The sequence below is a fragment of the Dactylosporangium sp. NPDC050688 genome, from assembly GCF_040654515.1.
In the GTDB taxonomy this organism is placed as follows: Bacteria; Actinomycetota; Actinomycetes; order Mycobacteriales; family Micromonosporaceae; genus Dactylosporangium.
Genome location: NZ_JBFAIC010000017.1, coordinates 98,349 through 112,175, shown reverse-complemented (window position 1 = coordinate 112,175; position 13,827 = coordinate 98,349). Strand labels below are relative to the sequence as shown.

General features: G+C 68.0%; 11 protein-coding genes and 1 pseudogene. 2 read left to right on the top strand and 10 right to left on the bottom strand.

The genetic code is table 11. The annotated features are described in order from the left end of the window. Positions 1-15 precede the first annotated feature (15 nt). From AB0H83_RS18930 to AB0H83_RS18920, 3 genes are all read right to left on the bottom strand, one after another. Positions 16-1,950 carry an AAA family ATPase gene (locus tag AB0H83_RS18930; RefSeq protein WP_360095180.1) on the bottom strand — a complete coding sequence of 645 codons (1,935 nt, stop codon included), beginning with the start codon at positions 1,948-1,950 and terminating at the stop codon, positions 16-18. 211 nt (positions 1,951-2,161) lie between these two features. After that, the gene (locus tag AB0H83_RS18925; protein ID WP_360095036.1) at positions 2,162-2,599 is read right to left on the bottom strand and encodes a hypothetical protein; all 438 of its coding nucleotides are present in this window, start codon (positions 2,597-2,599) and stop codon (positions 2,162-2,164) included. After that, positions 2,596-3,321, bottom strand: coding sequence for a DUF433 domain-containing protein (locus tag AB0H83_RS18920; protein WP_360095033.1), 726 nt, complete (start codon positions 3,319-3,321; stop codon positions 2,596-2,598). Before AB0H83_RS18920 ends, AB0H83_RS18925 begins: the two co-directional genes overlap by 4 nt. 117 nt (positions 3,322-3,438) lie before the next feature. Here AB0H83_RS18920 and AB0H83_RS18915 point away from each other — a divergent pair, with 117 nt between their 5' ends. Then, positions 3,439-3,759 (top strand): helix-turn-helix transcriptional regulator, encoded by a 321-nt coding sequence (locus AB0H83_RS18915; RefSeq protein ID WP_360095177.1) that lies wholly within the window; start codon positions 3,439-3,441, stop codon positions 3,757-3,759. A gap of 43 nt (positions 3,760-3,802) precedes the next feature. On the opposite strand, the pseudogene AB0H83_RS18910 reads toward AB0H83_RS18915, so the two are convergent. The 3 genes and pseudogenes from AB0H83_RS18910 to AB0H83_RS18900 form a co-directional block, all read right to left on the bottom strand. Beyond that, a pseudogene (locus tag AB0H83_RS18910) lies at positions 3,803-4,447 on the bottom strand (AAA family ATPase); the annotation flags it as partial. A gap of 286 nt (positions 4,448-4,733) precedes the next feature. Further along, complete coding sequence (locus AB0H83_RS18905; protein ID WP_360095030.1) at positions 4,734-6,152, bottom strand: DUF234 domain-containing protein; 1,419 nt, start codon at positions 6,150-6,152, stop codon at positions 4,734-4,736. Positions 6,153-6,871: 719 nt separating this feature from the next. After that, entirely contained in the window at positions 6,872-8,095 is a 1,224-nt protein-coding gene (locus AB0H83_RS18900; protein WP_360095027.1) for a glycosyltransferase family 2 protein, read from the bottom strand. Between the two features lie 445 nt (positions 8,096-8,540). Here AB0H83_RS18900 and AB0H83_RS18895 point away from each other — a divergent pair, with 445 nt between their 5' ends. Next, positions 8,541-9,593, top strand: coding sequence for a hypothetical protein (locus AB0H83_RS18895; protein ID WP_360095024.1), 1,053 nt, complete (start codon positions 8,541-8,543; stop codon positions 9,591-9,593). Between the two features lie 90 nt (positions 9,594-9,683). Here AB0H83_RS18895 and AB0H83_RS18890 read toward each other — a convergent pair whose 3' ends face one another. The 4 genes from AB0H83_RS18890 to AB0H83_RS18875 form a co-directional block, all read right to left on the bottom strand. Continuing rightward, positions 9,684-9,866: an antitoxin gene (locus AB0H83_RS18890; RefSeq protein ID WP_360095021.1), complete on the bottom strand. Its 183-nt coding sequence runs from the start codon at positions 9,864-9,866 to the stop codon at positions 9,684-9,686. A gap of 53 nt (positions 9,867-9,919) precedes the next feature. Continuing rightward, positions 9,920-10,207 (bottom strand): GlsB/YeaQ/YmgE family stress response membrane protein, encoded by a 288-nt coding sequence (locus AB0H83_RS18885; RefSeq protein WP_360095018.1) that lies wholly within the window; start codon positions 10,205-10,207, stop codon positions 9,920-9,922. Positions 10,208-10,582: 375 nt separating this feature from the next. Beyond that, entirely contained in the window at positions 10,583-12,718 is a 2,136-nt protein-coding gene (locus AB0H83_RS18880) for a carboxypeptidase-like regulatory domain-containing protein (RefSeq protein WP_360095015.1), read from the bottom strand. 165 nt (positions 12,719-12,883) lie between these two features. Further along, positions 12,884-13,825, bottom strand: a complete 942-nt coding sequence (locus tag AB0H83_RS18875; protein WP_360095012.1) for a hypothetical protein — start codon at positions 13,823-13,825, stop codon at positions 12,884-12,886. Between the last annotated feature and the right edge of the window lie 2 nt (positions 13,826-13,827).

Here is a 13,827-nt window from a genome sequence, read left to right as displayed (position 1 = left end):
ACATCCGGACAGTGATCACGAAACCCTATCCAACGGCGGAGGAAGCGGACGCTCGTGTAGGACGTCCAACCGCGAGACCGCCCGCGTCAGGACCACGAACAGCCGGTTGAGCCCACGGGGCTCGGCCGCCACGATGTCGGCCGGCTCCACGACGATCACGTGGTCGTACTCGAGACCCTTCGCGAGGCTCGCCGGCAGCACGGTGACCCGCTCGTGCTCGATCCCGGCGGCGATCCGCGGCACCGTCGCGTCGGCCGCGATCACCCCGATGGAGCCCTCGAAGGCGAGCGCCGCGCGTACCGCATCCTGCAACGGCGTGGCGCCGATCGTGAGCGCGCCGTCGGTCCGCAGCGACCGCGCCTCCGGCACGTCCACCCCCAGCGCGGGCAGCAACCGGTTGGCCAGCGCGACGACCGCGGCCGGCACCCGGAACCCGGTGGTCAACGGCACCACCCGCGCCCCCGGCTTGCCCAGGTGCGCCAGCAGCGTCGGCCAGTCCCGGGCCGCCCACGGCGCCGTGCCCTGCGCCAGGTCGCCGAGCAGCGTGATCGAGCCGTGCTCGGAGCGCCGCGCGATCACCCGTGCCTGCATCGGTGACAGGTCCTGTGCCTCGTCCAGCACCACGTGGCCGAACGAGGGCACCCGGTCGATCAACCCGGCGGCCTCGTCGATCAGTACCGCATCCGCCGCCGTCCACTTCGCGGACCTCGCGGTCTTCGGCGGCTTCGCCCACGCGATCGCCGCCTGCTCGTGCGGCTCCAGCAGCTCGTCGGCCGGGTCGCTGAGCACCTCGAACACCAGCTGCTCCGCGGTGACCGCCGGCCACGCCTGGTCGAGCACCTCGACGACCGGCTGCGACCGGCCCATCCGCCGCTGCCACCCCTCGCTCGGCGAGTCGCCGCGGCGCGCCTCCGACTGCCGCATCAGCAGCGACACGATCCGCGCCCTGACCCGCTCCCGGCCGATCCCGTACGGTGGCGCCTCCCGCCGCACGTCGTCCACCACCCGCCGCAACGCCTCCGTCGACACCCGCCACCGGTAGGACCCGTCGGACACGGTCAGCGGCGCCTCGGGCTTGCGGATCTTGCCATTGAGCCGCCGCGCCAGCACCGTGGCCATCCGCGGGTCGTGCTTCACCTCGGCGGCCGCTTCCGTGTCCGTGGCCTTCGCGGGTGTACTGAGAAGCCCATCGATCGTCGACTGCTGCACCTCGATCTCGCCGAGGGCCGGCAGCACCCCGGCGATGTAGCTCAGGAACGCGCTGTTCGGCCCCACGATCAGCACGCCGGACCGCTTGAGCCGCTCGCGGTGCAGGTACAGCAGGTACGCCGCCCGATGCAGCCCCACCGCGGTCTTCCCGGTGCCGGGTGCGCCCTGTACGCAGATCGACTCGTCGAGTTCGGCGCGGACGAGTTCGTCCTGTTCGGGTTGGATGGTGGCGACGATGTCGCGCATCGGTCCGACGCGGGGTCGTTCGATTTCTTCGAGCAGGATCCGGCTGGTTGTGCCGAGTTCCTCCCCGGCCTGGAGGTGTTCGTCTTCGAAGCTGGTCAGGTTTCCTTTGACGAACCCGAACCGTCGCCGGGTCTTCACTTCCTGTGGGTCCTTGACGCTGGCCTGGTAGAACTTGCGGGACACGGGCGCCCGCCAGTCCAGCACCATCGGCTCCCCGGCCACGTCGGTGACGTGCCGCCGCCCGACGTGGAACTTGTCGTCGTCGATGTTCAGCTTCCCGAAGAACAACGGGGTGTCGGGGCTGTCGGCGAGTTCGGCGATCCTGCGGGCCAGGTGCCGCCCGAGCGTCTCCGCCGCGAACGGGTCCCCGGCTACTTGGTCGCCGGTGGAGAACAGGTCTTCGGCGTGTTCCCGCATCCGGCGGAGTGCTTTGCGGGAGGCTTCCAGGTGCGCTCGCTCGGCGGCGAGCTCGTCGTGCAGTGCGGGCACGGTGATTTCCTTCAGGGGAATCTCAGCTGCTGCTCGCTCGCGTATCCAGGTTGACCCGGCGCGTCGGGACGTCCGCTGCGGTGCCTACCTCACCGCGGCCGTCAAGCGGCCCATCACCTTACGCGCAATCTCCGCCGGACTCCACCGATTTGCGGAGAGGTCGTAGCGCAGGCTCGGGTCCGTTGCATCTGCATCGCGTCCGCGCGACGGGGATTTCTCAGGAGATCACAGGTGGGTGATGTGGTGGAGTTCCCGATGGGCCGCAGTCCAGCGTCATTTTGGTCAGCCGCTCCCGAGTCAGGTGGTAGACGAATGGACCAGGACCGGTCGCGATACTCACGACTTGCGGCAGATGCCGAAGGAAAAGCGCGATCATGTCATCAGCCGTCATGTTTCCGGCGGCGAACGTGACGCAACGAGCGGCGTGTAGGCAAATGGACATACGCTCCAGCGGGCGATATCGGATCCGTTGGTCGGCGCTGATCAACAATCGACCGTCCCGGCTCGCCTCAGCGATCCACTGCTCATCCTTGATGGTCGGGTTGGCGGCACCGTACCGGTCGGCGATGGTCTCCACGTCGAGCTGCTGGGCGCGGAGTGCGGCGGCGATCTTCCGGGTGCCAACGCTGCGATCAAGGAACAGCCGTAACGTCATGCAGCGAATGCCTCGGCTCTGTCGGCCATCTCGGCCACTTGATCCTCGGCAAGCTCGAAGTCCTCGGCCACCTCGGCCAAGGGTTCGCCAGCGCGGATCCGGGACAGGACCGCGTAGATCGGTGTACCAGAGTCCGCGAAGAACGGCAGGCCAAAGTTGATCTCTGGGTCGGCCACCAGGTTGGCGACTTCATAGCCGGGCAGCTGCAGCCGGGCCGCGTAGTCGTCCTCGGCGTACTCGATCCGGCGGAGGTATCTCTCGATGACCTCGCGGAAGACATACTGTCCGTCACGGAGCACGATGAGGGCCCGGCGCTGATCGGCGCCTAGCTCACCCTCCGTCGCAACCTCCCAGAGAAGCTGCGGTCCCGCCGCGAAGAGCCGGCGAGAGGCAAGCGCGTGAGCGACTCCAAGCCGCTCCTCGACCATCGTCAGCGCCGGCCTGATCTGCTGCATCGGCACGCCAGCACGCCGCAACGCGGAGAGGAACATTGCCTCGGCCAACCCGATGAACGGGACGGTCGGCTGGCGTCCGCCAGCTGCGGGCAGACGGGTGACCATGGGATGTTCGTGACGCTTGGATCCCTGCTGCGCCCAGTCCCGGAGCGTCGACGGCGGCATGTCCACGTAGCGCGCCGCCTCAGCCTGTGAGTAGAGCGGCACGGTGAAACGCCGATCGGTGCGCGGCAGATTGCCATGGCGGCTCGAGGTGGCGACTGGCAAGGTGGACCCTCCTTCCGGGCCTCAATTCTTTCACGAATGACCCGCACGGCGGGCTCCCGAACGGTCGCCGAATACCGGGCAAGATATGTCGCAACGCGCGAGAAGGGGAGATCGGCGATGGGCGGCGTTAAGCGTTGGCGGGACGCGGATCACCTGGAGCGTGCGGTCGACACCGCAGGTGGTCAGGTGGCGTTCGAGGCGGCCGTGGGTGCCATGCTGGACGAGGCTCGTGGTTGGCGGCTGGCCGAGCTGCGGAAGCGGCGTGAGATGACGCAGGAGCAGGTCGCGACGCGGATGGGTGTGTCGGTGGCGCGGGTGTCGCAGATCGAGGCCGGTAGCGTCTCGACCCAGGATGTGCTGGGCCGTTACATCGCAGCGCTCGGCGGCACTCTCAAGTTGATCGCCGACTTCGGCGATGAGCAGCTCAAGGTCGCCTGACTCATTGCGGACCGGCAGTGTGTCGGATTCTGGGGTTGGGGTTCCCGGTGCCGGGTGCGCCCTGTACGCAGATCGACTCGTCCAGTTCGGCGCGTACCAGTTCGTCCTGCTCGGGTTGGATGGTGGCGACGATGTCGCGCATCGGCCCGACGCGGGGCCGTTCGATCTCTTCCAGCAGGATCCGGCTGGTCGTGCCGAGTTCCTCCCCGGCCTGCAGGTGTTCGTCCTCGAAGCTGGTCAGGTCTCCTTTGACGAACCCGAACCGTCGCCGGGTCTTCACTTCCTGTGGGTCCTTGACGCTGGCCTGGTAGAACTTGCGGGACACGGGCGCTCGCCAGTCCAGCACCATCGGCTCCCCGGCCACGTCGGTGACGTGCCGCCGCCCGACGTGGAACTTGTCGTCGTCGATGTTCAGCTTCCCGAAGAACAACGGGGTGTCGGGGCTGTCGGCGAGTTCGGCGATCCTGCGGGCCAGGTGCCGCCCGAGCGTCTCCGCCGCGAACGGGTCCCCGGCTACTTGGTCGCCGGTGGAGAACAGGTCTTCGGCGTGTTCCCGCATCCGGCGGAGTGCTTTGCGGGAGGCTTCCAGGTGTGCTCGCTCGGCGGCGAGCTCGTCGTGCAGTGCGGGCACGGTGATTTCCTTCAGGGGAATCTCAGCTGCTGCTCGCTCGCGTATCCGGGACCTCATGGTCGAGCCCGGCGCGTCGGGACGTCCGCTGCGGTGCCTACCTCACCGCGGCCGTCAAGCGGCCCACCACGCTACGCGCTGGCGCGGGCGGACTCCAGCGATTTATGCGTTGGGTCGAACCCGGTACTGCTCCGTTCGGTGCGGGTGCCGTGGCATCCTTGTGACCGGTCCATTCGCGATCGAAATCGACACTCACGCCCTGCTACGTCGCCGGTAGCGTGACGTTCGTAGTGCCTCGGAAGCGGGCTGCCTCCACCGAAGAACCGCTGTTGCCCGCCCAACCAGGTTACGTGCGTTTGTCATCGCCCTTCACCGAATTGCCGCGACCGTCAATGATGTCGGCGGGGGTGAATGTCCGCACATCGGGATGGCCGGCCAGGGTCTCGTCGACCCCGCCGCGGGACCAGAACGCGAACGTGAGCCCGGCCGGGCCCGGCTCCGGCAGATGGGCGGCTCGGCGCTGCAGGTCACCGAGGTCACGGTGGGTGAGCGGCCTGGCCTGCCATCGGCACTCACCGACGAGGATCGGTCGGTCGCCGGTGAGCCCCAGCACGTCGATCTCGACAGTCTCGTCCTTCCACCAGCGGCCGATGATCGTGTCATGGGGGAGTGCCCCGGTCGCCACCAGCCGCTGCGCGTGCTCGCGGGCCGCCTCCTCGAAGACCCGGGCGACGTGGGTCTGCCACCGTCCCGAGGTGCGTCGCCTGACGGCCGACCCCTGGCCACCGTCGATGAGGTCCGCGTCGTCGCGCAGCACGGCGAACCAGTACGCGAGATAGTCGTCGGCAATCTCGTAATACGGATCGGGGGCGCCGGCCGTGCCCAGCGCACGGACCGTCCGCACGTAGCCGGCCCGACGGAGCCGGTCGAGGGTGTAGTCGATGCGCTGCTGCGCCCGCCCAGCGATCCTGGAACGTCGTCGGGCGCCACCGGCCATGGCCGTGAGAACCCGCTCATATCCGCCACGCCAGTCAAGATCCTCTGAGAGGATGTCCGGCGCGTCCCGCAGCAGCAGGCCGCCCGGAGTGAAGGCCAGCTCGTCGAGGTTTTCCTCGGTGGACCGCTGCGCCGACCAGCGACGCAGGTGCAACGGATAGCCGCCGCAGGCGGCATACGCCTGGATGAAGTCGCCGGGCGGCAGATCGGGCAGGAACGCACGCGCATCGATCAGTGGGAACGGATCCATCCTCCGCTCGATGCCGGCGCGGCGGTGCAGGCCGCCCTGCGGACCCAGCATCTGCTCCATCACCGCGACGGCGGATCCGGAAAGGACGAGCATCAGCTTCTGGCTGCGGATGTGGTTTTCCCATACGGCCGAAACGGTGTCGGCGAAGTCTGCATGCCCGCTCATCAGGCGGGGCGCCTCGTCGAGCACCACCAGCAAGGGCTCGGCGCGGGCGATGCCCCCGACGAACCGCAGCGCGGCCTCCCAGGTCGGAAAGCTCGCCGGCGCCAGGTCCGCAATTTCGTCGCCGAGCTGCTCGCGAAGCGCGTCGGCGAACCGCTGAAGCTGCCGCTCGTCGGTGTCCTGACGCGCCGCAGTGAAGTAGACGGACCGCTTGCCCTCAGCGAAATGCGTCAGCAGATACGTCTTGCCGACCCGCCGTCGCCCCCAGACCACCGCGAGCTCTGGCTCGCCACCAACTGCCCGCTCCCACGCGGCAGTCAGTTCCGCCAGCTCAACCGCCCGCCCGATGACCTCCACGACCCAACAGTACTACAAACTCTTTGTACTACAAACCATTCGTACTACATCTGGGGGTAGATGCGGGGGAGTTTGGCGGTCGACGTGCCGCGCCCGACGTGGAACTTGTCGTCGTCGATGTCCAGCTTCCCGAAGAACAGCGGGGTGTCGGGGTTGTCGGCGAGTTCGGCGATCCTGCGGGCCAGGTGCCGCCCTAGGCGATCCTCGTCTTGGAACGGAGCGGTCCCGCTGAGGGAAGGCCGCTGGTCAACACCGTCACCGCCTCACAGATCACCAACATGAAGGAGCTCCGCCCGCCGCCCGTAGCGGTCGGCGGTCCTGCTCATCGCCGGAGACAAGTCAGGACGGTGGAGTCCAGGATGTGCTGGGCCGTCTGAGGGAATAGTCAGCTCCAGCAGAACCGAAGCCCCGTGAAGGTTGGGACCGTCACGGGGCTTCGATCATGAAAGGATCGCCCGGCATCGGGAACGCGCCGGCGATCGACGCGCTGGTGGGCGAGGTTGTCTCGCCCGGTGATGCGGATGCTGATCGGGCACTCGCAGCGGCAATCAGTGATGCCGCCGGACCCGGGGCGCCAGCCGGAGCAGCGCAAAACCGCCCATGATCAACGTGGCGGCGAGCACCAACTGCCAACCGATCGACAGGCCGGTCACCGGCAGCGTCGCAACACCGGCGCCGGCCCCACCCGCAACACTTCCTTCGTACACGTGCACTCCTCCTCAGGGATTTTTCCATTCACGGTCAGCACCGCGGACCGTCTTCCACACCGCCAGCCAGTACACGCCGGCGCGCCATTGTTCGAACAGCCACTCGGGCAGCATCGACGCCGCTAATGCGATGTCACCGGGACGACCCGATCGGACCGTCCAGACACGCTCGAGAAAGAAAAGACCCGTCAACGGCAGCCATCGCGCGTCGAACGGCAAGCTGCCTGTCACGGTGAGGAACACGGCCAGGAACGCGAGATACGCCGGCACCAGCAGCGACCCGACGTAAATCGCTATCTGGCGAACCCAGGTGCCGAACGTGCGCCGGTTCATCCCGTACAGGCGGAGGCTGTCAAGCATGCCCCGCTGCCAGCGGACCCGCTGATCCTTCAACGCCTTCCACGTCGGCATCGACTCTGTGGTCGCGGTCGCTTTCGACGGTGCCAGCGGACGATAGCCGAGCGCTTGAATCGCGAACGTCAACTCGATGTCCTCGGTGGCGGTGTCGCGGTGGTACAGCTCACCGCGGTAGCCGGGGAGCCGGCCCTGACCGCGGGCGATGAGCACATCCCGGATCACGCGGACCTGGAGCAGGGTGGCGACACCGGACAGCACAAGCGCCTTGTCCATGCGCCGGGCAACCTGCCGCGCGAAGCGGGCGTACTCGTTGCGCTGCAGCCGATCGAGCAGGGTGGTGCCGTCGCGCGACGTGTGGAAACTGGCGCAGGCGGCGCCGACGGGTCGCCGCCAGCGGCGTCCGGCGCGGGGCCGGGTGAGTGCTCTGACGGCATGCTGGGTGAAGTCCGGATGGAGGATGCTGTCCGCGTCGGTGACGAGCAGGAAGTCGTCGTCGGCGAGACCGGGCAACAGGTTGATGATGGCCCAGTTCAGCGCACCGGCCTTTTTGTGGGGGTTGTGGCCGGGGAACTCGAACACATCGGCGCCTGCGGCGGCGGCGATCTGGGCGGTGTTGTCGGTGCAGTTGTTCGGCACGACAACGATCCGGTCGATCGGCGGCGACCATTGCCGGCGCAGCGCTCGGATGGTGTCGGTGATGGTCGCGGCTTCGTTGTAGGCGGGAACCAGCGCGACGATCTTCGCGGTGGGCCGGCCGTGGCGGGAGCGCTGCATCGGGAATGCGCGGATGACGACGGTGGGGTCGCCGTCGGTCGTCTGGCCGAGCCCGGGTGCGTCGCGATCGACGTCAATCGTCTCGTCGGTCAGGCTGAAGCGCACGACTGGATTGCCCTTCGAGTTTCGGGCGGGCAACGCCCTTTTTGTACAAGGGGTCTCCGCTGGTCCGCGTAACTGCTCGACCGTCGACCAAGACGCGACGGCGGCACGACGGGCGCAAATGCATGACGGTTGCGGAGTCGACTTTGCTCGAAGCGGTTCCGTGGTCGCAAGACATTCCGTGCCGCTTCACCCGGGTGAAATCGGTTGAATGAACCGGCGGTTGTCGAGGGGTATGCCGAGGAAATGACGATGCGCCACTCGTGAACTCATACGGCGACCGGTCTGCGGGTGAAGGTGTGGTTACCGTAACGCCGGTGGTTTGGTGCGCTGCGTGACGGGGAGTTGGCGCCGGCATCTCAGGTGGGGCCGGACTGAAGCGACTGCACGTTTGGACTCGCAGGGCTGCGATCCGCGTGCGACTTCAGAAACAAAGGACACCTGTTCCATGATCGATTCACCACCGCATTCCCACGCGCCGGAACGGCGCCGCCTGAACCGGCAGATCATGATTGTGCCGGCAGCGCTCGCACTTGTCATGATCGTGTCGATCGTCAGCTACGTCATGAGGGGCAGAGCCAGCAATACCTCGCCCGTATCGGCGCCGATTGCCACGCCTACCGCGTTTCCCTCACCGAGGTTCGACCCCGACGCCGGTGCGGCACTGCCGCAGAACCGGGTCGTCGCTTTCTACGCGGTGCCCGGTGCTGCCGTCACCGGTCCGGCACATGAGCTCACCGACGCGATGCTCGTCCGGCTCAAGCAGCAGGCGGCGGTATATCAGCAGCTCGACCCGGCGCATCCGGTGCTGGCCGGGATCGATCTCGTGGTCAGCGTGCCGGACAGGAGGCCGGGGCCGGCCGGCACGTACAGCCATCACGTGGACGCGGCGACGATCGACCGGTACGTCGAATTCTGCCGGAAACACGGCCTGCTGCTGTTTCTGGACCTCAACTTCGGCTGGTCCGACCCGTTGGGGGAGCTGAACTTCTTCCGGCCGTACCTCAAGTTGCCGTTCGTGCACGTCGCTGTTGATCCGGAGTGGATGTTCCCCCGGCACAACGGCGTTCCGGGCATCAATTTGTCCAACGTGCGCGCCGCTGACCTCAACCCGCTCATCAGCGCGGTCGCGCAGATGCCGGCGGAGTACCAGGTGCCACGCAAGATCTTCATGATCCATCAGTACCGGCCGGACGGCGACGACCTGGCCGATCCGTACAACCCGGGCGCGGCGATCATCGCCGACAAACGGAACCTGCTCAACGACACCCGCGTGGACGTGGTGATCCACGTCGACTCGGTGGGCGGCTGGCCCGGCGATATCGAGGTGAAGACCGAGCAGTACGCCAAATGGGTGGCGCAGGGCATGCAACGGTTCCAGAACTTCAGGTACGGCGGATTCAAGATCTTTTACCAGCTGGAGTCCAAAAACAAGCTGATGACTCCGGAGCAGGTCATGGCACTCCAGCCGGCACCGATGGTCATCACCTACGGCAACTAGGTCTCCGCGCGGTGAGAAAAAGAGCTCGTGCAGCTCTGGCTGCACGAGCTCTCTCCAGGATCATGCGAGGCTACGGCGTCGACGGATGTGCTACCTGGCCGGCCCGCCTTCTCCGGTGTGATCCTTCGCCGCCTGCACGCCCTTGTCGATGTGCTCGGTGTACTTCTGGCCGGTGCGCCGGTCGGCCTGCTCGCCGGCCGTGTCCAACCCCTTGTCGACCTTGTCGTTGTGCTTGTTCAGCAGTTCCTTGGCCTTGTCCACGATTTTGCTCATGGTGGGATTCCTTTCGTCGTCGGTGGTCGGAATGGCTGTTGGCGAATGGCTCGTCACATACGAGCGCCGCCGGCCGGCCGCCCGTGTCCACTCGTCGCCCGAGCGGCGATGTAGACGCCGATGACCGCGAGAAGAATCTGGATGCCGTGCCGGATCCAGTCGACGCCGCTGGTTTGCCCGACCCCGAGCCAGGTGGCAATCAACCCTCCGATCAGCGCAGCGACGATGCCGACCACAACGGTGAGCAGGACCGAAATGTTCTGCCGGCCGGGCAGAATCAGTCGCGCAAGAACGCCGATGATGGCGCCGCCGATAACTGCCCATAGGATCGTCCCGATCATGTCGACCCCCTTTCTTGGTAGCTCGCCCGCTCAGCGCGTTCTTGGCTACCCACTGGCACGCGCATATCACCTGTCCCGCGATTTGATCTCGCTTCCGGAGTGTTCGCAGCACATGGCGATTCGACAGGGATCGTCTGTGCGTGACGGCATACCGGCGTACTGCTGAGCAGGCCCGGGCGGACCGCATGACAGCCGCGAGGATCGCCGATGCTCCAGCCGGCCCGGCAGTGCGTCAGGTGTCGGGACTGTTGGCCGGTTCGGCGATCCGCCGGGCCGGGTGCCGCCTGGCCGTCTCCGCTGCGAACGAGGTCCCGGCTTCCAGGTGCTCGCTCGGCGGTCAGGGCCATGCTGAACCCTGACCGCCTCTGCCGATCGTCAGCTGACGGTGATGTTCACGGTCAGCGTCTTGTTGTTCTTGACCTGCAACGGCGAAGCGGAGGCGAAGTCGGTGCCGCCGATCCAGCCGTGCCGGCCGTCACCGGTCGACCAATGCAGCTTCACCTGCTGCGGCGCGAGATTGGCCAGCGTGTAGGGCACGTTGTCGTACGCCTGCGCACCGATCGAGGCCGCCTCGCCGGTGACCGCGTTGTAGGCGGTCACGCCCCCGTCGAGCCGGTGCCCGGCGGCGTCATGGAACGTGCCGGTGATCGTGCCTCCGCCGGTGCGCAGCTTGTAGTTGGCGGTGACGTTCTTGCCGGCGCGGACGGTCACCGGAGTGGCATCGGTCCGGCTCGCCGCGTTGCCGGACCAGCGCCACTGGTAGCCGTTCTTCGTGAACTGCACCGGCCACGCATACGGGCCCACGCCGGGCAGCACGTAGGTCCCGTCGTCGGCGGTCCCGACGGGGCAGCCGTCGCCGCTGAAGCCCGGAGTCATCGCGGTCACCGACACGCAGACGCCCTGGACGGGGGCGCCGGTGGTGAGGTCGGTGACCTTGCCCTTGATCGTGCCGGCCTGGTCGAGCCGCACGACCGGGACCGTGACCTGGGCTCCTTCCACGAGCGTGATCTGCGCGGCGGCGCCGCGGTCGCCGGTACCACCGGTCGCGCCGACCCACTGTGATCCGAGCGCGTCGTCGCGCGGGTCGGCGAAGACCTGGTAGGTGCCGGCGTCGAGCGGGCCGAGGATCACCGTGCCGGGGATCTGAGGCGACTGCCAGTCCGAGCAGGTGTACGGGGTGATGAAGTTCGGGTAGTCGCCGAAGTACGGGTACTGCACGCCGACCCTGGCGGCCGTCGCGCAGCCGTCGGCGGTCGAGCCGTCGGCCCGCTTGACCATCGGCACGGTGAGCGTCGCGCCGCGGCGCAGGGCCACGTCGATCGTCGTGGTCTGGCCGCCGACGACGGTGACCGTTGCGTCGCGCTCCTCGAAGTGCTGATGATCGCCGATGTTGACGTTGAGGTGCCATACGCCGGCGGAGACGTCGTCCAGGACGATCTCAGTGTCGTCCGCGCAGCCGCTGAGGTTGGTGTTGGTGGTCGCGTAGGCGCAGAAGTGCGACAGCGGCGCGCCGCTGGTGGCGTCGTGCGCGATGATGCGCAGGGTGCCCCGCGGCAGGAACTGCTCGTCCACGGTGGACACCTGGCCGCCGGTCACCGCAATGTGCGCAGCGGCGGCGCGGTCGAGCGTGCCGTGCGCGTACTGCGTGATCCATCGCGGCCCGCTGAACCCGACGATCCAGTCGCCGGTCACGACATCGTCCATGCGATAGCGTCCGTCGGCGTCCGTGGTCGCGTTGCGTGACGGGATGCCGTCGTACTCCAGCCGCTCCGCGAAGACGCCGACGCCGGCCGCCGGGGTGCCGTCGGCGTTGGTCAACCGTCCGGCGATTGATCCAGTCGGCACGACGGTCTCGGCCAGCGGGATCGTCGATCCAGCGGTCACCTGGATCGGGGCGGCGCTGTCGAAGGTGAGCTTGCCGCCGTTCCACTGGTAGAACGAGTACCGCACGTAGAACTGGATCTTGTAATCGCCGGGCGGCAGGTCCAGCCCGAACGTGCCGTCGGGAGCGACACCTCCACTGCCGACGTAATTCTGACCCTCGGCGGTGTAGGCCTGCACGAACGCCTGAGCCGCCGAGCCGTCGGCGTTGTGCAGCGTGCCGACGATCCGTCCGGTCGCCAGCAGCTGCTCGTCGACCACGACCGTGGCCCCCGCGGCCACGGGGATCCGGTCGGCGGCGTAGAAGGTCAGCGCCTGGTGCGCATACTGCTCGAATGAGCCGCCGGCGGCCCGGAAGCTCAGGACGTAGCTGCCGGCATCGAGGTTGCCGAAACTGTACGCCCCGGCGCCATCGGTCTGCGTAAAGACGGGCGGGCTGCCGGAGCCGATGGACGTGGCCCACACGCTGGCACCGGCGACGGGCGCACCGGCCGGGTCGGTGAGGTGGCCGGTGATGGATGAGGTGCCACTGGCGGTAGCGGGCACGGCGGTGATCGCCGTGGCCATCGCGACGATGGTGGCCGTCATGGCTGCATGCAGCAGCGAACGGCGCAGGGCGTGCTTGCGCAACTGCGCTCCCCGGGGGGTGAGGGATAGTGCATCGACTCTCCCCGAAGTAACGACAGCTGTGGGGCCGGAGCGACCTTTCGCTCCACGGTGGACAAAACGGCTGAGCCCGCGGTGTGCCGCGACCGAACGTGCGCCGGTTTCCGGGACTCTACCGATCTCTGCGCTTCAGCTGGCGCGGCTGGTTGCTGTGGTGTGGGCCGCGTAGCGGCAGGACTCGGCAAGGAAGCAGCGCCGGCAGTCCGGGGCGTCCGCGGTGCAGGTGTCGTAGGCGACCTGCTGCAGCAGCGGGTGCACGCGCGCCAGGTCGGGGCCGTAGGCGAGCAGGTCCTCGGCGACCCGGCGGCTTCCTGTTCTGGTGAGGCGGCCGTCGTGGTCGGTGAGGCCGAGCCGGTGGGCGACCCGCATCAGATGCTGGTCGATCGGTACCGTGTCCGGCACGTCGTTCATGATCGCCATCACGACGGCGGCGGTGTGGACGCCGACGCCGGGCAGGGACAGCAGGTAGTTCAGTGCGTGCGGGCTGGAGCTGGCCATCAGCCGGTCGAATGCGGTCGCGCCGCGCCTGGTGAGGATCGCCGCGGTGGCGTGCAGGCGGGAGGCCTTGACCTCGCCGAGCGGTCTGAGCATCTGGGCCAGGCTGGGCAGCGGCAGCGCGGAGAGCCGTTGCGGGGTGAGGCCCCCGCAGGCCGCGGTGAGCTGGGGAAACACCTTCCGGACGGCGGCTGGGGGTCGGCCCTGGGCCAGGACGGCCAGGACGAGCGTCTCGAACGGTGAGCCGGCCAGCAGGATCATGCCCTTGTGGTGCCGGCGCAGCGTCCGTAGCGCCGGGTGCCCTGCGAGGGCCATGGCACCGACCTGTCGACCGTTGCGGAACGTGGCGATCAGCAGGTCCCGCAGCTGCGCTTCCTCGGGGCCGGTCCGGAAGGAGAACCGCAGGCCGCCCCGGTCGGTCTCCACCCGGACCGGGATGCCCCGCCCCTGCGGGTGGAAGGTGCGCTGCCATCCGCCGGTTCCGGTCGGGTACCAGGCCAGGGCGGGAATCTGCAGGTTCATGGTGGCTGGGAGGTCGGGCGTGCTTTCGCACGCCAGGTGTAATGCGGTCAGCATCC

Coding starts and splice junctions, on each gene's coding strand:
- AB0H83_RS18915 (WP_360095177.1), top strand. CDS start 3,439: ATGGGCGGCGTTAAGCGTTGGCGGGACGCGGATCACCTGGAGCGTGCG.
- AB0H83_RS18875 (WP_360095012.1), bottom strand. CDS start 13,825: ATGCTGACCGCATTACACCTGGCGTGCGAAAGCACGCCCGACCTCCCA.
- AB0H83_RS18895 (WP_360095024.1), top strand. CDS start 8,541: ATGATCGATTCACCACCGCATTCCCACGCGCCGGAACGGCGCCGCCTG.
- AB0H83_RS18925 (WP_360095036.1), bottom strand. CDS start 2,599: ATGACGTTACGGCTGTTCCTTGATCGCAGCGTTGGCACCCGGAAGATC.
- AB0H83_RS18890 (WP_360095021.1), bottom strand. CDS start 9,866: ATGAGCAAAATCGTGGACAAGGCCAAGGAACTGCTGAACAAGCACAAC.
- AB0H83_RS18885 (WP_360095018.1), bottom strand. CDS start 10,207: ATGATCGGGACGATCCTATGGGCAGTTATCGGCGGCGCCATCATCGGC.